At 75.1% G+C, this 20795-nt stretch carries 19 protein-coding genes and 1 tRNA gene; 10 read left to right on the top strand and 10 right to left on the bottom strand.

What is annotated here, in order from left to right; genetic code table 11:
- The first annotated feature begins 53 nt into the window (after nt 1-53).
- The 4 genes from ACZ3X1_RS31935 to ACZ3X1_RS31920 are packed head-to-tail and all read left to right on the top strand — an operon-like array spanning nt 54 to nt 3757.
- A complete protein-coding gene (locus ACZ3X1_RS31935) occupies nt 54-2375 on the top strand; it encodes a sensor histidine kinase (protein WP_467282329.1) in 2322 nt (773 codons plus the stop codon).
- Nucleotides 2372-2791: a roadblock/LC7 domain-containing protein gene (locus ACZ3X1_RS31930; RefSeq protein WP_030651655.1), complete on the top strand. Its 420-nt coding sequence runs from the start codon at nt 2372-2374 to the stop codon at nt 2789-2791. The genes ACZ3X1_RS31935 and ACZ3X1_RS31930 overlap by 4 nt, the downstream gene beginning before the upstream one ends.
- Nucleotides 2791-3159 (top strand): DUF742 domain-containing protein, encoded by a 369-nt coding sequence (locus ACZ3X1_RS31925; RefSeq protein ID WP_356812543.1) that lies wholly within the window; start codon nt 2791-2793, stop codon nt 3157-3159. Before ACZ3X1_RS31930 ends, ACZ3X1_RS31925 begins: the two co-directional genes overlap by 1 nt.
- Nucleotides 3146-3757, top strand: coding sequence for a GTP-binding protein (locus tag ACZ3X1_RS31920; RefSeq protein WP_356812542.1), 612 nt, complete (start codon nt 3146-3148; stop codon nt 3755-3757). Before ACZ3X1_RS31925 ends, ACZ3X1_RS31920 begins: the two co-directional genes overlap by 14 nt.
- Here ACZ3X1_RS31920 and ACZ3X1_RS31915 read toward each other — a convergent pair.
- From ACZ3X1_RS31915 to ACZ3X1_RS31895, 5 genes are all read right to left on the bottom strand, one after another.
- Complete coding sequence (locus tag ACZ3X1_RS31915) at nt 3747-4661, bottom strand: NAD-dependent epimerase/dehydratase family protein (RefSeq protein ID WP_362632607.1); 915 nt, start codon at nt 4659-4661, stop codon at nt 3747-3749. The genes ACZ3X1_RS31920 and ACZ3X1_RS31915 overlap by 11 nt on opposite strands.
- On the bottom strand, nt 4658-5923 hold the full coding sequence (locus ACZ3X1_RS31910) for a cytochrome P450 family protein (protein WP_467282327.1): 1266 nt from the start codon (nt 5921-5923) through the stop codon (nt 4658-4660). The genes ACZ3X1_RS31915 and ACZ3X1_RS31910 overlap by 4 nt, the downstream gene beginning before the upstream one ends.
- Nucleotides 5924-6219: 296 nt before the next feature.
- The gene (locus ACZ3X1_RS31905; RefSeq protein WP_390078518.1) at nt 6220-7698 is read right to left on the bottom strand and encodes an AMP-binding protein; all 1479 of its coding nucleotides are present in this window, start codon (nt 7696-7698) and stop codon (nt 6220-6222) included.
- Nucleotides 7698-8432 (bottom strand): glycosyltransferase family A protein, encoded by a 735-nt coding sequence (locus tag ACZ3X1_RS31900; protein WP_356813576.1) that lies wholly within the window; start codon nt 8430-8432, stop codon nt 7698-7700. Before ACZ3X1_RS31900 ends, ACZ3X1_RS31905 begins: the two co-directional genes overlap by 1 nt.
- A gap of 5 nt (nt 8433-8437) precedes the next feature.
- On the bottom strand, nt 8438-9460 hold the full coding sequence (locus ACZ3X1_RS31895; RefSeq protein WP_467282324.1) for a 3-oxoacyl-ACP synthase III family protein: 1023 nt from the start codon (nt 9458-9460) through the stop codon (nt 8438-8440).
- Between the two features lie 326 nt (nt 9461-9786).
- Here ACZ3X1_RS31895 and ACZ3X1_RS31890 point away from each other — a divergent pair, with 326 nt between their 5' ends.
- On the top strand, nt 9787-11847 hold the full coding sequence (locus ACZ3X1_RS31890; RefSeq protein ID WP_467282321.1) for a phosphocholine-specific phospholipase C: 2061 nt from the start codon (nt 9787-9789) through the stop codon (nt 11845-11847).
- Here the strand turns inward: ACZ3X1_RS31890 and ACZ3X1_RS31885 are convergent.
- On the bottom strand, nt 11834-12547 hold the full coding sequence (locus tag ACZ3X1_RS31885) for a hypothetical protein (protein WP_467282319.1): 714 nt from the start codon (nt 12545-12547) through the stop codon (nt 11834-11836). The genes ACZ3X1_RS31890 and ACZ3X1_RS31885 overlap by 14 nt on opposite strands.
- A 73-nt stretch (nt 12548-12620) precedes the next feature.
- On the opposite strand from ACZ3X1_RS31885, the gene ACZ3X1_RS31880 reads away from it, so the two are divergent.
- Nucleotides 12621-13376 (top strand): alpha/beta fold hydrolase, encoded by a 756-nt coding sequence (locus ACZ3X1_RS31880; RefSeq protein ID WP_467282316.1) that lies wholly within the window; start codon nt 12621-12623, stop codon nt 13374-13376.
- Nucleotides 13377-13440: 64 nt separating this feature from the next.
- Here ACZ3X1_RS31880 and ACZ3X1_RS31875 read toward each other — a convergent pair.
- Nucleotides 13441-13513: transfer RNA gene (locus ACZ3X1_RS31875), tRNA-His, on the bottom strand.
- A 74-nt stretch (nt 13514-13587) separates the two neighbouring features.
- A complete protein-coding gene (locus ACZ3X1_RS31870) occupies nt 13588-14385 on the bottom strand; it encodes a CTP synthase C-terminal region-related (seleno)protein (protein ID WP_467282315.1) in 798 nt (265 codons plus the stop codon).
- 77 nt (nt 14386-14462) lie between these two features.
- Between ACZ3X1_RS31870 and ACZ3X1_RS31865 the strand changes: the two genes are divergently transcribed.
- Complete coding sequence (locus tag ACZ3X1_RS31865) at nt 14463-15308, top strand: LysR family transcriptional regulator (RefSeq protein ID WP_356813577.1); 846 nt, start codon at nt 14463-14465, stop codon at nt 15306-15308.
- Nucleotides 15305-16444 (top strand): M24 family metallopeptidase, encoded by a 1140-nt coding sequence (locus tag ACZ3X1_RS31860; protein WP_467282313.1) that lies wholly within the window; start codon nt 15305-15307, stop codon nt 16442-16444. The genes ACZ3X1_RS31865 and ACZ3X1_RS31860 overlap by 4 nt, the downstream gene beginning before the upstream one ends.
- Nucleotides 16445-16454: 10 nt before the next feature.
- On the opposite strand, the gene treZ is transcribed toward ACZ3X1_RS31860, so the two are convergent.
- Nucleotides 16455-18203 carry a malto-oligosyltrehalose trehalohydrolase gene (gene treZ, locus ACZ3X1_RS31855; protein ID WP_467282311.1) on the bottom strand — a complete coding sequence of 583 codons (1749 nt, stop codon included), beginning with the start codon at nt 18201-18203 and terminating at the stop codon, nt 16455-16457.
- A 111-nt stretch (nt 18204-18314) separates the two neighbouring features.
- On the opposite strand from treZ, the gene ACZ3X1_RS31850 reads away from it, so the two are divergent.
- Together ACZ3X1_RS31850 and ACZ3X1_RS31845 are read left to right on the top strand one after the other, a co-directional pair.
- On the top strand, nt 18315-18878 hold the full coding sequence (locus tag ACZ3X1_RS31850; RefSeq protein WP_356813543.1) for a DUF1707 and FHA domain-containing protein: 564 nt from the start codon (nt 18315-18317) through the stop codon (nt 18876-18878).
- Between the two features lie 86 nt (nt 18879-18964).
- Nucleotides 18965-19450: a GNAT family N-acetyltransferase gene (locus ACZ3X1_RS31845; protein WP_467282308.1), complete on the top strand. Its 486-nt coding sequence runs from the start codon at nt 18965-18967 to the stop codon at nt 19448-19450.
- Here the strand turns inward: ACZ3X1_RS31845 and ACZ3X1_RS31840 are convergent.
- Entirely contained in the window at nt 19405-20757 is a 1353-nt protein-coding gene (locus ACZ3X1_RS31840) for a M14 family zinc carboxypeptidase (protein WP_362632630.1), read from the bottom strand. The genes ACZ3X1_RS31845 and ACZ3X1_RS31840 overlap by 46 nt on opposite strands.
- Between the last annotated feature and the right edge of the window lie 38 nt (nt 20758-20795).

Below are 20795 nucleotides of genomic sequence, written 5' to 3'. Positions count from 1 at the left end.
CCATACAACCCGAAGGCGTACGAGGGCGGTCGACGACGCGTCGGTGGCGCAGCGTGCGCCTGCGCACCCTCCTCATCTGGCTGGCAGTGGTCCCCACCGTGGCGATGGGAACCCAAGTCACGCTGACCGCCGACCGGTTGCTGGAGCAGTCGGCGCGGCTGCGGGCCGACGTGGAGGCCGCCGAGCGGATCGGCGCACCGCTGTACACGCTCATGGTCGACATGCAGGCGGAGCGGACGGCGACCGCGGCCCAGTGGGCGGGCACCGAGGGGGCCGAGGGCGAGCTGCGCGTACGGCGCGCCGCGACGGACTCGGCCGCGGCCGAATTCGGCCGGCTCGCGGACGACCCGTCGAGGTCCTTCGCCGAAGTGACCCGGCAGCTCGAGAAGCTGGCCGCCCACCGCCAGCGCGCCGACACCCGCAGCGGCGCCGCCGACAGCACGCTCGCCTACTACTCCGAGGTGATCGGCAAGGTCATCCAGGTCTACCAGCAGGAGTTCAGCCACGCCGAGGACGCCGAACTCGCCCAGGCGAGCCGCCCCGTGGTGTCGATGCTCCAGGCCACCGAGATGGTCGCGCGCGAGGACACCGTCCTGGCGCTCGCCGGGCCGTCCGGGGAACTGGGCTTCGTCGGCTACGACCAGTTCGTCAGTTCCCTGGGAGCCCAGCGCTACCTGCACGAGGCGCTGATCGTGCCGCACCTCGCGGAAGGCGACGAGCGCTTCTACGAACGGGTCGTCGGCTCCGCGGACTGGCAGACCAAGACGCGCATCGAGAACGCGGTCCTCTCCGGGCACCAGGACACCGTCTCGGGCATCAGGGTGCCCGCAGAGGTCGGCGACTGGAAGTCCGCCCACGCCAACTTCTCCGTGCAGATGACCACCCTCAACATCGACCTGGCGCGCTCGGTGCTCACCCGCGGCGAGGCCAAGGCCGCGCAGCTGCAGACCGAGGTCGCCTGGCTGATCGCCGGCAGCGGCGGCGGACTGCTGGCCGTCGTGATCGTGGTCGTCCTCACCACCCGGTCGGTCCTGCGCCGCCTGCGCGAACTGCACGAGCGCACGGTCACCGTGGCCGAGGAGACCCTCCCCGACGTCGTCGCCCGGCTCCAGCGCGGACAGACCGTGGACCCCGAGGCCCTGCCGGCGGTCAGCGGGGACCGGGACGAGGTCGGACGCATCAGCGACGCGTTCGCCCGGGCCGTCGCCGTATCGGTCGACGGGCACCGCCGGCTGGCCGCCGAGCGCCACGGGTTCGGCCTGTTCGCCTCGGGCATCGCCTCGCGCACAGGCAACCTCGTCAGCCGCCAGCTCAGCCTCACCGAGGACATCCAGGACACCTTCGGCCACGACGAGGCGCTGCTCGCCCAGTTGATGCGGTCCGACCAGCTGACGGTCGGCATGCGGCGGCAGATCGAGAACCTCCTCATCCTGGCGGGCGGCGAGGTCCCCGACCCGCACACCGAGCCCATGCGCGTCGCCGACCTGCTGCGCGAAGCCGCCGCGGAGGTCGAGGACTTCCGGCGCATCGAGCGGCAGGCCCTCGACGAGACCAGCGTGGAGCCGAGCGCCGTCAGCCGGATTAGCCACCTGCTGGCCGAACTGCTGGACAACGCCACCCGGTTCTCCCCGCCCAAGTCCAAGGTGGTCATCCGCGCCGAACTCGTCGCCGACGGGCTGACGGTCGAGATCGAGGACCGCGGGCCGCGGGTGAGCCCCGAGCGGTACGAGGAGATGAACGGCCGCCTGCACCAGGCACCGCCGTACTCCGTCCTGGCGCAGAACGCGCACCGGCTCGGCCTCTTCGTCGTGGGCCACCTCACCGACCAGCTCGGGGCCACGGTGACCCTGCGCCGCTCGGTGTACGGAGGGACCTGCGCGGTGGTGGTCCTCCCGGCCGAACTGCTGCTGCCGACGGCAGGGGAGGCCCCGGGCGGGCCCGCCCGCCGCGAACCGGTGGTCCCGGCCCCGGCCGCGGAGCCGGACTCCGCTGCGGCCGAGTCCGCCGCGGACGCCCCCGCCGCGGACGTGCCCGTGCCCTCGGACCCCGGAGGGCCGGTCCCCGCCGAGGGCCGAGAGCCAGGGCCGGTGGTGCACACGAGCGCCGGACTGCCCAGCCGCCGTACGAAGACGCCCCGGCCCGCACCGGCCGCCGTACCCGCGGTCCGGCCGGCCGCGGCGGCCGCCCCCGCGCGGCCGGCCCTCCCCGAGCGCGTACCGCAGACCCACCTCGCCGACCAACTGCGCGCGCCCCACGCGCCGGAGACAAGGGTTCCCCAGGACACAGCGACACCCGAAGAGGTCGCCGACGCCTGGGCGGACTACGAACAGGGGACCCAGACAGTGGAAGAAGAGCTCCGACGGGATCAGCCATGACCACCTCATCGAACACCGCGGCATCCAACGACGCGATCTACAGCGTCCTCGACAACAACCTGAGCAGGATCGCCGGCATCCAGGGAGCCGTGCTCCTGTCCAACGACGGCATCCGGCTCAGCGCCTACCTGCTGGACCAGCCCCAGGCCGAGCGGATGGCGGCCGCCGCCTCCGGCATCGCCTCCACGATGAAGGCGATATCCCGTGAGATCGACGGCGGCCGCGTCATCCGCCAGCTCGTCGAGATGGACGACCGGTACCTCTGCATCGTCGGATGCGGGGAGGGCAGCACGCTCATCGTGGTGACCTCCCGCAAGGCCCGCCTCGGCGAGCTGGGCGGCGAGGCCGTACGCACCGCGCAGGCGCTCGGCGAGTGGCTGGGCACCCCCGAGCGCGGCCAGGTGCCGAACCCGTAATGCCGCAGGACGAGCCGCAGCCCGCAAGCCGCCGCCGTACGCGGCTGTACGCCCTCACCGACGGCCGTACGGCCGCTGCGCACACCGTCCTGACCATGGACACCACCATCACGGCGGCGGTCGCCGACGACGCGCACGGGGCACTCCCCACCGAGTGGCAGGAGGTCCTCGACCTGTGCGCGCCGCCGGGCGGGCGCGCGGTCGCGGAAATCGCGGCGCGGATGAACATCCGTCTCACCCCGATGACGCTGCTCCTCGGGGAACTCGCCGACCGCGGCCTGATCACCCACCGGCCGCCCCTGGCGGCCTCCGACACCACCGACGTCAACCTGCTCATGAGAATCAGGGACAGCCTTGCCCGGATATGACACACCCGCCACACCCGCCTCCCGGGAACCGGCCCCGGTCAAGATCCTCATCGCCGGTGGGTTCGGAGTCGGCAAGACCACCCTGGTGGAGACGATCTCCGAGATCGAGCCGCTGCGGACGGAGGAGCGGCTGACGGCCGCGGGCGTCGGCGTCGACGACCTCGAAGGCATCGAGTCCAAAAACCTCACCACCGTGGCGATGGACTTCGGCCGGATCACGCTCACCGACGCCGGCATCGTCCTCTACCTGTTCGGCACCCCCGGCCAGGAGCGCTTCTGGTTCATGTGGGACGACCTCCTGGGCGGCGCCCTCGGGGCGATCGTGCTGGTCGACACGCGCCGCCTCGACCGCAGCTTCCCGGCCGTCGACTTCTTCGAGAGCCGCGGCCTGCCCTTCGTGGTCGGCGCGAACTGCTTCCACGGCGAACAGCCCTACACCGCCGAGGAGATCGGGGCGGCCCTGCACCTGCGGGATCCCGACACGCCCGTCCTCATGCTCGACGCCCGCTCGCGCACGGACGTCCGCGCGTCCCTGCTCGCGCTGCTCGACGTGCTCATCGACAAGGCGCGGCAGACCCCGACCCCCGTCAGCGGCTGACCGCCCCGGTCCCGGCCGACACCACGTCTCCCAGGTGGTCCGCCAGGGTGCGGCGGGGCAGCCAGCCCCGGGAGCGGGCGCGGGCCAGGTCCAGGACCACGGGGTGGGCCAGCTGGTCCACCGCGTACCGGCTGAGGGCCGGTTCGGCGGTCGCCAGGGCCTCCGAGACCCGGGCCGCGGCGCGGGCCGCCCGCAGCGGCAGGTGCCGGATCCGGGCGCGGACGCCGTGGGCGTCCAGCACCGCGCGGACCGCGGCGTCACGGCCGTACGGCCTGCCGTCGGCCACGTTGTACGCCCCCGGCGGCCAGGCCGCGGCCGCGAGAGCGGCCTCCGCCAGGTTCTCCACGGCCGTCAGGCTCAGCCGCACGTCCGGGCCCGGCAGCAGCAGGGTGCCCGCCCGGACCCGTGACAGCAGCCGCGGCAGCAGCGTGGTGTCGCCCGGCCCGTACACGGCCCGTGGGCGCAGCACCACCGCCCCGGCGGCCAGGGCCAGGGTCTCACCCGCCGCCTTCGTGCGGCCGTAGGCGTTCAACTGCCCGGCGCGCGGGTGTTCCTCGCCGACGAGGGAGCGGTCCAGCCGCGGGTCGTAGACACTGGCACTGCTCACCCACACCACCGGCCGGCCCGCCGCGGCCCGCAGCAGCCGCTCGGTGCCGATGACGTTGACCTCGTGCATCAGCGCCTCCGCCGCCGAGCCGGGGGAGGGGTCGCCGACCGCCGCCGCGCAGTGGACCACCACGTCCACCCCGGTGAGGTCCGGGTCGCCCGCGGTCGCGTCCCAGAACCGGTGCTCGCCCACCGGGCCCGGTCTGCGCCCGACCCCCACCACCCGGGCACCGGCCGCCGCCGCGGCGCGCGCCACGTGCCCGCCGCAGAAGCCGCTCGCGCCCGTGACCGCGATCACGATGCCGCCCGTACGCACAGCGTCCGCCAGCCCGGCAGCGCCGCACCCCGGTCCACCCGGGCCCGTGTCACCACCGGCCGGTACGGGGCCAGCGCCGCCAGTACATCGGCCAGCTGGACGGACGCCAGCCGGGCTCCGGGGCACGCGTGCCCCCCGGCCCCGAACACCAGCCGCGACAGGGCCGGTTCGGCCGGGCGGCGGGCGTCCGGATCGCGCCGGTGCGCCCCGGCGGCATGCCGGGCGACCAGCAGCAGCCGGTCGCCGCCCCGCACCGGGCAGCCGCCGAGCGTGCCGTCCGCGGCGGCCACGCGCGGCAGCAGCGGCGAGGCGGCCGTGACCCGCAGCAGCTCGTCCGCCAGTGCCGGGCGCAGCGCCTCGTCGGCCGCCTGGTCCCACAGTCCGGCGTCGGCGCACCAGGCCACCGCCCGCGGCAGCGCGGCCACCGTGGTGTTCACCGCTGCCACCGCCACCATCGCCGCGAGTGCGCCGTCGGCGCGGCCCGGGCCGTGTAGGCCAATTCCCTGCTGCCGGGCGGGGTCCGGCCCGCACCCGTGCCGCGTCGGACCCGGCCGGTCCGCCGCACGGCCGTCTTTCCCCGCCTCACCGTCGCGTGCACCGGACGCCGCCGAGCGCGCACTCGCAGCGGCCGGCGCCGTCGCGCGGACACCGCCCAGGAGGCCGCCCAGCACTCCGGCGGCCCGGGCCGCGGCGGCCTCGGCGCGTGGGCGGCGCGGCCCGGGCAGGTGACTGCGTACGGCGGCGGCCGCCGCCTCGGCGGCGGCCCGTGCGACTTCGCACGGGTCGGCGCCGGAGCCCAGCAGGGCGCACACCACCGTCCCCGACAGCTCGCGGGCCAGCTCGACGAGGTCGACCTCGCCGCCCTCGGCGAGCGGCTCAAGGCGCCGTGCGAGCAGCGGCCGCCACCGCTCCCGCAGCCGCGCCACCCCGGCCGCGGAGAGCTGCCCCGCCAGGTCCCGCCGGTCCGACCGGTGGCCGGAGCCCTCCTGGTCGAAGAGCACACCCCCGTCGCCACCCAGCGCGGCGCGCGCCGCGGCGCCCGTGGTGCCCTGGGCGGTCCGGTCGAGCGGCAGCCGGGTCAGGGCCTCCCGGTAGGAGTCGGTGCCGTGCACCAGCACGGTCCGGCCGAGCCGGCGCACGGGCCGGCCGCGGGTGGCGGCGAGCAGCCCGAACAGCAGGGGGTGGCCGCCCAGGTAGACCCGGCGGTCGCGGCGCCGCGCCCGGGCGTGGGACGTGGGACTCATCAGGGCCGTACCTCCATGGGACGGGCGGATCGGGGGAAGGCAGGGGGCTTCGGGCGTGCGGCCCCGGACCCGGGGCCGACCGCACCGGCGGTCAGCGCCTGCGCGGCGGCAACGCCGGGGAGCCTGCGCCACGTACGGGCTTCCGGGCCTGGTGGTCCGGGCACCAGCCTGGTGGTCCGGAGCCAGCCGGGTGGCCCGGTTCCGGCCCGGTGGTCCGGTTCCGGCCGGGTGGTCTGGTTTCCGGCCCGGTGGGCCCGGCCCCGGCCTGGTGGTCCGGGTCCGGCCGGGTACAGGGGTCACATCTGGCCCAGGCGCTGCGCCGCCAGGGCCGCCGTCGCCGCCCGGTCCGGCTTGCGCGAGCGTCCCGACAGCGGGATCCGCGCGAGGAGCACCTCGTCCGGGCGGGCCGTGCCCATCCGGGCGACCGGCTTCGACAGGGCCGCGCGCAGGGCCGGTTCGTCCGCGCCGCGCTGCGGCTGCACGACGGCGACGAGCCGTTCGTCGCCGTCGCCCGCCGGGATCCCGACGAGCACGGCCAGCTCCACCCCCGGCACGTGCAGGGCGGGCTCGTACAGGCCCGGGTAGATGTTCTCGGCCCGGCGCAGAACCATGTCCTTGCACCGGCCCTCCAGGACGATCCGGCCCCCGGCGTCCAGCCGCGCCCGGTCGCCCGTACGCACCCACGGATCGGGGTCCTCGCCGAGGTAGCGGTGGCGGGCCCCCGGCCCGGCCAGCAGCAGCTGTCCGTCGTCGTCCCGCTCGGCCCGTACCCCGGGCAGCGGCGCCCCGACCAGGTCCCCGTCCCCGTCGAAGGCGGACTTCTCCCGGGACTCGACCGCGGCGGCGGGGAACAGCTCGGTGAGCGCGTAGACGCCCCAGGCCTCGGCCGCGCCCGCGCCCCGTACGCGTTCCAGCAGGTCGGCGCCGGCCGGCGCGGAGCCCGTCCACACACGGCCGTGGAAGCGGGCGCCGGCGCCCAGCGCGTCCCGCAGCCGGGGCGGGGTCAGATAGCTGTCGGAGGGCCGCAGCCGGTGCAACTGCCGTGCCAGTACGCGGGCGCTGCCGGCCGGCAGGGCCACGGCGGCGCCGCGGGTCAGGGAGGGGACGAGGACGAAGAAGGTACCGCCGAGTACCGGCTCGCCCCCGCGGGCGTCGAAGAGGGACGAGACCGTGGCCATGCCGGCCGACAGGCTCGCCCGGGTGTGCACCACGGCACGCGGCCGGGAGGTGGTCCCGGAGGTGAACACGATCACCGCGTCGGCGTCGCCGTCCGCGGCGGCGTGCGCGGGCACGCCGAGCCGGGGCGCCCCCAGGTCCAGCGCGGGCGCGCACCCCGGCAGCCGGGGCCCGACCGAGGCCACCGGCCCCAGGCCGGCCAGGTCGGGCAGCGCGAGCCCGGCCCGGCGGGCCAGCGGCCGGGCCCAGCCCGCCACCGCCTGCGCGGCCGCGTCGGCCAGCACCAGCGCGGGCCGGGCCAGCGCGAGGCGGGCCCGCAGGACGTCGGGCCCGGCGCCCGGGTCCAGCACGGCCCCGCGCAGCCCGAGCCGCCACAGCGCGAGCAGGACGGCGAGGGCCCGCGGCCCGGGGCGCACGGCGACCCCGACGGTGTCCCCGGCGCGCAGCCCGCGCGCGTGCAGGGCGGCGGCGAAGGCGTCCGCCAGCTCGGCGAGTTCGCCCCGGGTGGCCCGCACCCGGGGCGCGCCGGTGCGGGTGGCGGTGAGCACGGCGGGCCGCTCGGGGCGGCTGCGCAGCGCGTGGTCGAGTCGGTCCAGCATCAGCGGGGGTCGTCCGTTCCGTGCGGTCCGCTGCCCTGGTCCAGGTACCAGCGGGCGGTGCCGGCGAGCCCGTAGGCCCGCAGGCGCCGTGTCGAGTTCTCCACGACCATCTCCCGGCAGTGGACGATCCGGTCGGTGTGCCGGCGCACGGCGTTGAGGAACAGCCGGTCGGTCGGCGAGGGGCGCCGCGGCATGCCGCCGACGGCCAGGTACAACTCGGCGGTGATCGCCATGTTGTTCCCGGCGTGCATGCGGTAGGGCGCCCGGTAGCCGTGGCGGCGGGCGTGCCGCGGCCGCAGCCGGCCGAAGAGCGCGGCGAGCGCCACCAGCACCCCGAAACCGGCCCGGCCCAGCGGGCCGTGCTCGTCGCGCCGGGCCACGATCCGCCCGCACACCAGTCCGGGGCGGCGGGTGAGCGCGTTCCGTGCGGCCGCCGTCCAGCCGGGCCGGGGCAGGCAGTCGGCGTCGGTGCGGGCGAGGAGCGCCGCACCCCGGCCGATCGCGTACCGGAAACCGGTGTCCACGGCGGAGCCGACACCCTTCTCGGGTTCCTCGATCACCTCCACCGGGAAAGGCGCGCCGACCGCGAACTCCCGGGCGACGGCGCCCGTGCCGTCCGCCGAGGCGTTGTCGACGACGAGCAGGGTGAAGTCCCGGTCCCGCTGCGCGGCGAGCGCCCGCAGGGTGTCCGCCAGCCGCGCCTCCTCCTCGTGCGCGGGCACCACGACCCACATCCGGTTCACGACTTCTCCCAGACCATCGTCATGATGCTGATGCCGCCGCCCAGGCCGACGAACAGCACCCGTTCGCCCGGCGCCAGCCGCGGGAACACACGGTCCAGCTGCACCCCGATGCTCGCGCTCGCGACGTTGCCCAGCTCCGGCACGGTCACCACCAGCTTGTCGGCGGGCACCCCGGTCAGTTCGGCGAACCGCTCCAGATAGGGCACGGTCACCTGGTGCACCAGCACCTTCGCGAAGCCGTCCCAGGACAACCCCGTGCGGTGCAGCGTCCGGTCGATGACGGCGGTGCCCACCTTCTCGAAGACGCCGCGCAGTTCGTGCCCGTCGCCGCGGAAGTAGGTGTACGCGTCCCCGCGCGGGTGCCGTGAACCGCCGCCGGGTATGCCCCCGACCTCCCAGTGCTCCGAGTGGGTCTCGGTGTCCACGTCGAGGATGCCGCCGCGCTCCACGGCCTCGACCACGACGGCCGCGCCGGCGTCGCCGAAGGTGTAGCCGGCGAACCCGTCGCGCAGCTCCGCCGGTCCGGACGGGTCCTTGCGCACCGCCCGGCTCGGGGTCTCGCCGGTCACCACCAGGGCCCGCCGGGCCCGTCCGGCGAGGACCATCGAGCGGGCGAGGTCGATGCCGTTCACGAAGCTGTTGCAGGCGTTGGTGACGTCCAGGGCGTGGGCCCGCGAGCCCAGCTCCGCCTGCACGATGTGCGCGGTCGCCGGCTCGACCATGTCGCGCGAGGCGGAGGCGAAGAGCAGCAGGTCGATGTCGAGGGGGGAGAGCGAGGCGGAGTCCAGCGCCCGCCGGGCGGCGCCCACGGCGAGCGTGGAGGCGTACACGCCCTCGGCCGCGACCCGGCGGGAGACGATCCCGGTGGCCTGCGTCAGCAGCCTCGGCGGCAGCGCCAGGCCACTGCGGCGCGCCACCTCCTCCTGGAGGGCCTGCGAGGACAGCACCTCGTCGGGCAGGAAGCTGCCGACGGCGGTCGGACCGGCGCTGCGGGGCGGGTCACACGGCTCGATGAACATGTCCACACGATGGCGGGGCGGGTGCGCCGGGGCCTGAGTACGGATGCTCAGTTCTCGGAGGTCCGGTGCGCGGTCCGGATGAGTAGGAACGCGCGCTTCCGGCCATGTGGCCCGTTCACGCCGTCTGTTGTGAGCAGGTGCTTCGCCGTACCCTCCCAGCGGTGCGGAACCGGCGGGCCGCGGGGCGCGCGGGACCGCGTACGCAACGCCGTCCGTTCTCCAGGTGTACGGCGCCGTGTCACGAAGGCATCTCCGTCCGGTACCCCGGGACCGCTGTCCTTGGGGCGCCCCTCGACTCCCCCCTCACCCCCAGAGGTCGTCACCCCATGGCAGAGCTCAACCGTCGCAGGTTCCTGCAGATAGCCGGCGGCACGGCCGCCGTCGCGATGCTGAACGGCAGCATCGCGCGGGCCGCCGCCATCTCGGCGCAGGGCACCACCGGAACGATCCAGGACATCGAGCACGTCGTCGTCCTGATGCAGGAGAACCGGTCCTTCGACCACTACTTCGGCGCGATGAAGGGTGTCCGGGGCTTCGGCGACCCGCGCCCGGTGATCCAGGACAACGGCCGGACGATCTTCCACCAGTCGAACGGCACCAAGGACGTCCTGCCCTTCCATCCGCAGATCGCGGACCTCGGAATGCAGTTCCTGGAGGGCCTCGACCACGACTGGGCCGGCGGCCACCAGGCGTACAACAACGGCAAGTACGACAAGTGGGTCCCTGCCAAGACGGCCACGACCATGTCGTACATGACGCGGAACGACATCCCGTTCCACTACGCCCTCGCAGACGCCTTCACGGTGTGCGACGCCTACCACTGCTCCTTCATCGGCGCCACGGACCCCAACCGCTACTACATGTGGACGGGCCACACCGGAAACGACGGCCTGGGCGGCGGCCCGGTCCTCGGCAACCAGGAGGCCGGCTACGGGTGGAAGACCTACCCCGAGCGCCTGGAGTCCGCCGGGATCTCCTGGAAGGTCTACCAGGACATCGGCGACGGCCTGGACGCCGCCGGCTCCTGGGGCTGGATCAACGACGCCTTCCGCGGCAACTACGGCGACAACTCGCTGCTGTACTTCAACACCTACCGCAATGCCCGGCCCGGCAGCCCCCTGTACGAGAAGGCGCGCACCGGCACCGACGTCAAGGCGGGCGAGGGCTACTTCGACCGGCTCCGCGCCGACGTGGTCAACGGCACCCTGCCCCAGGTCTCCTGGATCGCCGCCCCCGAGGCGTTCAGCGAGCACTCGAACTGGCCGACGAACTTCGGCGCCTGGTACATCTCGCAGGTCCTGGACGCGCTGACGGCGAACCCTGCGGTGTGGGCGAAGACCGCCCTGTTCATCACCTACGACGAGAACGACGGCTTCTTCGACCACGTGGTCCCGCCGTACCCGCCGGCCTCCTCCGCCTGGGGCCTGTCCACCGCCGACGTGTCGAAGGACCTGTACGCGGGCGGCGGCGGTTACGCCGCCGGACCGTACGGGCTGGGTCCGCGCGTCCCGATGATCGTGGTCTCTCCGTGGAGCAAGGGCGGCTACGTCTGCTCCGAAACCTTCGACCACACCTCGGTGATCCGCTTCATGGAGAAGCGCTTCGGGGTGCACGAGCCGAACATCTCCCCGTGGCGCCGTGCCGTCTGCGGCGACCTGACCTCGGCCTTCGACTTCACCAGGGCCGATGCCGCCCCCGCCGCGCTGCCGTCCACGGCCGCGTACGTCCCGCCGGACAAGGACCGCCACCCGTCCTACCACCCCACGCCGCCGACGACGGGCGCGCTGCCCCCGCAGGAGGCCGGGGCCAAGCCGACCCGCGCGCTCGGCTACGTTCCGTACGTGGACGGCTCCCGCACCGTCTCCACCGGCAAGTTCACCCTCACCTTCGCCTCCGGCCCGACCCTGGGCGCCCACTTCCACAGCACCTCGGGCAACCGCACGGACGGCCCCTGGCCCTACACGGTCGAGGCGGGCAAGACGCTTGCCGACACCTGGTCCACCAGCAGCTCCACCGGCAACCAGATCAACCTGACGGTGTGGGGTCCCAACGGCTTCCTGCGCACCTGGAAGGGCCCGGCGAAGAAGGCCGGCCCGGAGGTCACGGCCCGCCACGTGAGCTCCACCGGCAACCTGGACCTGACGATGACCAACTCCGGCACGGCAGCGGTCAACCTCACCGTGGCCAACGCCTACGGCGGCGCGGCCCAGACCTTCCGGGTCCCGGCCGGCGGCAGGGTCACCCACACCGTCAACCTGGGTGCGACGGGCCGCTGGTACGACGTCAAGGTCGTCTCCGACCTCGACACCACCTTCCTGCGGCGCTTCGCGGGACACGTGGAGACCGGCGCCCCGGGCGTCTCCGACCCCGCCATCAGGACCGCCTGATCCGGTCCTGCGGTGTGCGCAGCAGCCGCCGTTCCAGGACCGCCAGGTCCGCGGGGCGGTGGCTGCGGGCGTGCCGGAGCAGCAGGTCGCGGGCCGTGTCCGGGACCCGGCGCCGCTTGGGATGGCGGGAGGTGAACTCCTCGCCCGCGAAGAACCGGACGGCACCCTCCAGCCCGGCGCGGTCCGACTCCCGCACCGCCCACGCCAGTTCGGCGGTGTCGGCCCCGGCCAGCAGGCGCAGCGGGGCCCGTTCGGCGAGCAGCCACGCCGCGTCGCGCGGCTCCTCGCGTACGGCGCCCAGCCAGCCGAAGGCCACGCTCAGCGGCACCCCGCGCGGCGCCGCGGGATCCTCGGCGCCCGCCGCGAGGGCCCCGGCGTACTCCCGCAGCACGCCCGGTGCCGCCGCCGCCCAGCGGGCCCGGTGGCGGGCCGGGATCCCGTCGGGGGACAGCGGGTCCAGCAGCCGGTTCGACTCCGGGGTGGGGTGGCGGGTCCCGTCGTCGTCCCCGCAGGCACAGGTGAACAGCACCTCGCCGGCCGCGGCGGCGCGCGCCCGGCCCAGCTCCCGGACGGCCCGGACCTCGGCGGCCTCGGCGGGATCGGTGATCTCGTAGCTGCTCGGGTGATGGGGGTGCCGGGCCCCGTCGGCGCGGGAGAAACCCCCCATGACCAGCCGGTCCGTGTGCGATGTCGGGCTCACGGTGTGATGGTAGGCGCGATGGGCATGACGTACGGCGTCGGTTGTCACCACCTCCGTCACCGAGGGAGAACGCATGGCCATCGCCCACCGCCGGATCGGTACCGGACCCGTCCGCGTCATCGTGCTGCACGACTGGTTCGGTACGTCCGCCAACTGGGGCTCCGTGCTGGACCACTTCGACCCCGAGGGGTTCTCGTACGCCTTCCTCGACTACCGGGGCTACGGCGAACGCCGCGACGTCACCGGCCGCCACACCCTCCCCGAGATCGCCGACGACGTCCTCGAACTCGCCGACGAGCTCGGCTGGGACACCTTCTCCCTGCTCGGCCACTCCATGGGCGGCAAGGCCGCCCAGCAGGTCCTCGTCCGCGCCCCCCAGCGGATCGAGAAGCTCGTCGGGGTCAACCCGGTCCCGGCCGCGCCGTACGCGATGGACGACGCCACCCGCGCGCTCTTCTTCGGCGCCGCCGAGAGCCGCGAGAACCGGCGCGCCATCCTCGACCTCGTCACCGGAAACCGGGCGAGCCGCCGCTGGATCGACGCGATGGTCACCCACTCCCTGGAGGTCTCCCGGCCGGAGGCCTTCGCCGACTACCTCGCGAGCTGGCAGTCCCTGGACCTGTCCGCCGCCGTGAAGGGCAACACCGTCCCGGTACTCGTCCTGGTCGGAGAGTACGACCTCGCGCTCACCGCCGACGTGATGCGCGCCACCTGGCAGGTCTGGTACCCCAACTGCCGCGTCCACACCCTCCCCGGCGCCGGGCACTACCCGCCGCACGAGACCCCCGTGGCCTTCGCCACCGAGGTGGAGGCCTTCCTCCGCCCCTAGGCCCGGCCGCGGGGCATGAAAAAACCCCTGGGGCGCGAGGAGACCTCGTGCCCCAGGGGAACAGGGTGAGTGACGGGACTTGAACCCGCGGCCACCTGGACCACAACCAGGTGCTCTACCAACTGAGCTACACCCACCACGAAGGGAGGCGGACCACCCGTTCGATGTGCATGCACAGCATAGCCGATCTGCCGGGTGGTCCTGCGACGCGTTATCCGGCCGAGCGGCTCGAGGCCAGGGTGGCGGCGAGCCTGGCCGTGACCCCGCCGGACCGTCCGGCGGCGTGCGCGACGGCCGCGACGGCGAGCGCCCTGATGATCGGGTGGGGCCTGGTCCCGTCCCCCTGGAGCTCCGGCTGGAAGAGCGTGGCCAGGAAGAAGGGGTGCCCGGGCAGCTCCGCGATGCGCACCTGCCCGTCCCCGTCGTGGCCCGACAGCCGCAGCCCGTGCGCGGTGAGGGCCGGCAGGTGTCGCGGGGCGGGCCCGTAGTTGCAGTGGTAGCGCTCCATGGACCGCTCCGCGCCGAGCGCGGCCTCGGCGAGCGACCCGGGCTCGGCCCGCACCAGCCCCTCGTGGCCGACGAGCGAGCACGCGAGCGGGGCGATCAGCGGGTCCGCCGCCCCGGGGTCGTTCTCGGCGTGCGCGACGCCCGCCAGCCCGCACACCGTCCGGGCGTACTCCAGCAGCGTGTGCTGGAAGCCGCCGCACGTCCCGAGGAAGGGGATGCCCTCCTCGCGGGCCACCCGGATCGCGGCCAGTGCCCCGGCCTCGCTGGCGTACGGGCTGCCCGGCAGCACCCACACGGCGTCGAAGCCGGCCAGGGTCCCGGCGGCTGCCTCGGCCGCGGCGTCGGCGGTGGGGATCCAGTAGGCGTCGAGGACGAGCCCCTCACGGGTGGCGAGGGCGTCGAGGAGGAGCGGGATCCGGGTGTGGGACTTCACGTGCGGGGAGCGGTCGCCTACCAGGGCGACCCGCGCCACCCCCGCGTGCGCGGTGTGTTCGGTGGTCATGTGGACCATCTTGTGACCGCCCCCTGCTTCAGCGCCAACGATTGTTCGTGCACCTGTCATAAGCAACCCTGATGACCATGGATCCGCACCTGCTCCGCACCTTCGTCACCGTGGCCCGGCTGGCCTCCTTCTCCGGCGCCGCCCGCGAGCTGGGCTACACCCAGTCCGCCGTCTCCCAGCACATCGCCGCGCTGGAAGGGGACCTGCGGGCGGAGCTCCTGACCCGCCGGCCCGTCACACCGACCCCGGCCGGGGTGCGGCTGCTGGAGCACGCCGGGCCGCTGCTGCTGCGGCTCGACGCCGCGCGGGCCGACGTACTGCGGCTGGCCGCCGCCCCGCCCGGGAGCGTCACGCTCGCCGCGTCCCCGCTCGCCGTGGGCCCGCGACTGCTCGCCGCCCTGCCCGCCACCGGGGTCACCCTGCGCGTGCTGCCCCCGGCCGAGGTGCCCGCCGCCGTGGCCACCGGCGGCTGCGACCTCGGGCTGGTCGACGGCCCGGCCGCCCCGAGCGACCCGCTGCGACTGCCCGACGTGGCACCGCTCACCGTGAGGGGCGCCGGGGAGGAGGAACTGGCCGTGCTGCTGCCCGCCGGGCACCCCTTCGCCGGGCGGTCCGCCGTCCGCCTGGACGACCTCGCCGACGCCCGCTGGATCGACGCCCCCGGCGTCGGCCTGCCGCTCACCGCCGCCCGCGCCTCCGTCCGCTACGAGGGCACCGACGTGCACGCCCTCTGCGCGCTGGCCGCCGCCGGGCACGGCCTGGCGCTCCTGCCGCGCCGCATCGCCGGGGCCGCCGGCGCGGGAGTGGCCGTACCGCTGTCCGCCCCGCGCCTGGTGCACCGTACGGAACTGCTCTCGCCCGGCGCCCCGACCGGCGCGGCCGCTGCCCTGGCCGCACGGCTCACGGCAGGATCCCCCGTATGACCGATGACACCGACGCCGCCGGCCCCGCCCCCTTCACCGCGGCCGACTACGCCGCCCGCATGACCGCTGCCGCGCGGAGCGCCGCCGACGCGGGGCTCGCCGGGCTGCTCATCGCCCCCGGCCCCGACCTCACCCACCTCACCGGATACCGGCCCACCGCCGAGACCGAACGGCTGACCCTCCTCGTCCTGGCCGCCGGGAAGGACCCGGTGCTCGTCGTGCCCGCCCTGGAGGCACCCGACGCGGCCAAGGCGCCCGCAGCCGCCGCGCTGACCCTGCGGGACTGGGCCGACGGGAAGGACCCGTACGCCCTGACCGCCCCGCTGCTGGACTTGCGCGGCCGCTTCGGGGTGAGCGACAACACCTGGGCCCTGCATCTCCTCGGCCTGCAGCAGGAGTTGCCGGGCACCTCCTACGCGCCGCTGACGAACTGCCTGCCCATGCTCCGCGCCGTGAAGGACCCGCGGGAGCTGGAGCGCCTGGCCGCCGCGGGGGCCGCCGCGGACGCCGCCTACGCGCAGATCCTCCACCTCCCCTTCGCCGGCCGCCGGGAGGCCGACGTCGCCGCAGACCTCGCCGCCCTGCTGCGCACGCACGGCCACTCGCAGGTCGACTTCACCGTCGTCGGCTCAGGCCCCAACGGGGCCGATCCGCACCACGAGGCCGGCGACCGTGTGATCCGCCACGGCGACATGGTGGTCCTCGACTTCGGCGGCCTGCGCTTCGGCTACGGCTCCGACATCTCCCGCACGGTGCACGTGGGCGAGCCCACCGCCGAGGAGCAGCGGGTCCACGACATCGTCCGCGAGGCCCAGCAGGCGGGCGTGGCGGCGGTCCGGCCGGGCGTCGCCTGCCAGGAGGTGGACCGGGCGGCACGGGCCGTGATCACCGAATTCGGTTACGGCGACCGCTTCGTCCACCGCACCGGCCACGGCATCGGCGTCACCACCCACGAGCCCCCGTACATGGTCGAGGGCGAGGAACAGCCCCTGGTCCCCGGCATGTGCTTCTCCGTGGAGCCGGGCGTGTACCTGCCGGGCCGGTTCGGCGTCCGCATCGAGGACATCGTGACCGTCACCGACGACGGCGGCCGCCGCCTCAACGAGGCCCCGCGCGAGCTCGCCGTCGTCGAATAGCCCCGCGCGCTCAGGGGCCGAGGACCACCGCCGACTCGCCCGGCAGGTGGATCCGCCCGTCCGGGCCGGGGTGTTCGAGCGGCTCCCAGGACGCCAGCACCCGTACCCCGTTGCGACCCAGGGCGATCGTCACCGGCTCGGCGGAGAGGTTCACGGCCACGCGTACGTCGCCCCGCCGGAAGGTGAGCCAGCGCCGCTCCTCGTCGTGGGCGACCCGGACCGCCGCCAGGTCCGGGTCGCGCAGGTCCGGGTGGGTGCGGCGGAGCGCGACCAGGGTGCGGTACCAGTCCAGCAGGCGGGCGTGGAGCGGCTGTTCGGGCTCCGACCAGTCCAGACGGGAACGGTCCCGGGTGGCCGGGTCCTGCGGGTCGGGGATCTCCTCGGCCTTCCAGCCGTGCGCCGCGAACTCGCGGCGCCGGCCGGACCGCACCGCCTCGGCGAGCTCCGGATCGGGGTGGTCGGTGAAGTACTGCCACGGAGTGCGCGCGCCCCACTCCTCGCCCATGAACAGCATCGGTACGAAGGGCCCGGTCAGTGCCACCGTCGCCGCACAGGCCAGCAGTCCGGGGGAGAGGGAGGCCGAGAGCCGGTCGCCGAGCGCCCGGTTGCCGATCTGGTCGTGGGTCTGGGTGTAGCCGACGAACCGGTGGGCCGGGGTGCGGCGGTGGTCCACCGGCCGGCCGTGCGTGCGGCCACGGAAGGACGACCAGGTCCCGTCGTGGAAGAAGACCCGGGTCAGGGTCTTGGCCAGGGCGGCCAGCGGAGCTTCGGCGAAGTCGGCGTAGTAGGCCTGGGATTCGCCGGTCAGCGCGCAGTGCAGGGCGTGGTGGAAGTCGTCGTTCCACTGGGCCTGCAGGCCCAGGCCCCCAGCGGCCCGCGGGGTGGTGGTGCGCGGGTCGCACCGGTCGGACTCGGCGATCAGGAACAGCGGCCGGCCGGTCTCCGCGGCGAGCCCGTCGACGGCCGCGGACAGTTCCTCCAGGAAGGTGAGCGCCCGCCCGTCGGCCAGCGCGTGCACGGCGTCGAGCCGCAGCCCGTCGACGCCGTAGTCGCGCAGCCAGGCCAGGGCGCTGTCGACGAGGTACGCGCGCACCTCGTCGGAGCCGGGCGCGTCCAGGTTCACCGCCGAGCCCCACGGGGTGTGGTGGGTGTCGGTGAAGTACGGGCCGAAGGCCGGGAGGTGGTTGCCGGAGGGGCCGAGGTGGTTGTGCACCACGTCGAGGACCACCCCCAGCCCGGCGGCGTGCGCGGCGGCCGTGAACCGGGCCAGGCCGGCCGGGCCGCCGTACGGCTCGTGCACCGCCCAGGGCGCGACCCCGTCGTAGCCCCAGCCGTGCCGGCCGGCGAAGGAGCACACCGGCATCAGTTCCACGTGCGTGACGCCGAGGGCGGTGAGGTGGCCGAGCCGGGCCGCGGCCGCGTCGAAGGTGCCCTCGGGGGTGAAGGTGCCGACGTGGAGCTCGTACAGGACCGCGTCCTGGAGCGGGACGCCCGGCGACGGGGCGTGCCGGGGGGCGAGGGCCTCGAAGTCGACGACGGCCGACAGCCCGTCGGGGCCGTCCGGCAGCCGCCGGCCGCGAGGGTCGGGCCGAGGGGCGGTGTCCCCGTCCAGGAGGAAGCCGTAGCGGCTGCCGTCCCCTGCGGGGGCCTGTACGGTCCACCAGCCGTCCCGGTCCGGATCGCGTCCCATGTCGTACGTCGCGTCGTCGAGCCGCAGCGCGACCCGGCCGGTCAGCGGCGCCCACACCTCGAACTGCACGGGCGGTCCCCTCGTCTGTCGGCGGTGTCCAGCATGCTTATCGTGCACATCATTCCGGGCGTGGCGGGGGAGTTCTGGACACTCCGCCCCCGACGGGCCGACAATCACCCTGTGACGTCGAGTTTCGAACTTCCTGCCTTCCCCGCGCCGCGGCTGTCGGACGCCGAGCGAGACCGTGCGCTGGGCCAGCTCAGGGAGGGCGCGGCCCTCGGCAAGCTGTCCCACGACACCTTCCTGCGCCGCATGGAACTCGCCCTCGTGGCCCGTCGTTCCGAGGACCTCGCGGTCCTGACCGCGGACCTCCAGACCAGGGAGGCCGCCGAAAGCCCGTGGACCCGTCGGCTGTTCGGCTGGGTCGGCCGGGTCTCGGCGGTGTCCGCCGGTGTCCGGCGGGCCTGGGCGGCCGAGCGGCTGCCCAAGCTGCTGCTGCCGCATCCGAGCGCGGCGGCCCTGCGGATCGGCCGCGACCCCGGCAACGGGCTGCGGCTCAGCCACGAGACCGTCTCCCGGATGCACGCGGAACTGAGCCTGCGCGACGGGGTGTGGGTGCTCAAGGACCTCGGCTCCACCAACGGGACCACCGTCAACGGACGCCGGGTGACGGGCTCCGCGGTCGTCCGCGACGGGGACCAGGTCAGCTTCGGGAACATGAGCTTCCGGCTCTCGGCAGGCTGAGCACCGGGGCCGGCGGCGCGCATCTCGGCGCCGCCCGGCCCGCCCCCGCACGCCGGCCGGCGGGACCGACCGCGCAGGATGGGGTCATGGAACACACGCCTGTCATCCGCCGTGCCCGCGTCGGGGACCTGCCCCGGCTGGTCGAACTCGTCCACGAGCACGTCGCGTACGAGAAGTCGGCCCCCCGCCCCGTGGACCTCGCGAGCCGGCTCGGCCCGCGGCTGTTCGCCGAGGACTCCCGGCTGTGGGTGCTGCTCGCCGAGACCTCCGACGGCGTCGTCGCCGGATACGCCGCCTGCTCGGCCGAGTTCGCGTTCTGGGACGCGCGGGACTACCTGCACATGGACTGCCTCTACCTGGCCGCGGCGGCCCGCGGCCAGGGTCTCGGCACCGCCCTGATGGACGGCGTGACGGAGCTGGCCCGCGAGCTGGGCCTGGAGCAGGTCCAGTGGCAGACCCCCGACTGGAACGAGGGGGCGATCCGCTTCTACGACCGCCTCGGCGCCGCCGCGCACCCCAAGTTCCGCTACGCCCTGCCCGTGGCGCGGTCGGCCGCCACGAGCCTTTCGTAGGCGGCCAGGACGGTACGGGACTGGTGTTCCACCTGGGTGGCCACCGGGATCCAGCGGGCCCCGAACCGGGCCGCGAACTCCTCGCACCACCCGGTGACCAGCCGGTCCAGCCCGGGCGCCGCCGGATGCCCCTCGGCGCGCAGGACCCGCAGCAGCATCGCCGCCGCGCGCAGCGACAGCCGCCGCCCGAAGGCGTCGATGCTGGCGATGTACGCAGCCGTGGCCTCCGTGGGGGCGCCGGCGCCGGTCCACTCGACGGTGATCCGGGGGATCAGCGCGAGCGTCCAGTCCACCGCGCGCAGCAGCGGGGCCGCTGCCGGGTCCTCGTAGCCGCCCGGGTGCGGCCCGTCCCGGTCACGGTCCCGGTCACCGTCCCGTTCGCCGTCCCGTCCTGCGTCCCGGGCCCGCTCCCGGGCCGCGCCGACGAGCGCGGCGTCCGCCGTGAGCCGCCCCGCCAGCATCCGCAGGGCGCCGCGCGGGTCGGGGTGCGGGGCCGGATCGTCCACCAGGTCGGAGGCCCACATGGGGACTTCGACGATCGCGGTGGTGCCGGCGTAGCGGTGGGCGTGGTACCAGGTGCTCAGCCGGGTGTCCTCCGGGTGGAACGCCCCGGCGGCCTCGCTGCCCGGTTGCGGGATCACGAAGATCCCGGGCCCGGGCGAGGGCCAGCCGGCGGCGTCGGAGGCACCGTTCTCCACCGGGATGCGCAGCTCGGCGGCCGATGTGGCGAACGGCTCGGCGAGGCCGGGTATGTCCCGCGTGAGCTGCACCCAGGTACCGCCGAGATCGGTGGCGTGCAGGGAGGCCTGGAGGACGGGCCGCAGCTCGTCGATGAGCGCGGTCAGCGCCAGCGTCTCCGGCGGCAGCCGGTCCGCGGGCAGTAAGGACGGCGCCCATTCGGGCTGTTCGGGACCGGGCGGCCGGAAGAAGTACCGGTGGTAGTCCAGGAGCGAGTACGGGCGGGGGGTGCGGTGCAGGTCCGCGCCGTCCGGGTCGGCGCAGAGCAGGAAGTGCCAGCCGCACCCGGCCCGGGGCGCCGGGTCGCGCAGCAGCCGGCGGGCGAGCGAGAGCGCAGTGGCGCCGCCGACGGGCTCGTTGGCGTGCGCTCCGGCGACGACGAGGACGCTGCGGGCGTCCCCGCCCGCCGTGCCGACCGGGCCGGCCGCCGCCGTCGCGGCGACCGACAGCACCCAGATCGGCTGCCCGGCCCGCGAGGTGCCGGCCTGGCGGAGCCGGACCTCGCCGGGGTGTTCGTCCGCCAGCGCACGGGCGGCCAGCCCGAGCTCCTGCGGTGTGGGGTAGCACATGTCACGGAGGAGAGTCACAAGGGATGCCATGCCCGCCG

The organism is Streptomyces sp. NPDC023541, from assembly GCF_055559995.1.
This window is presented reverse-complemented; position numbering and strand designations above follow the sequence as displayed.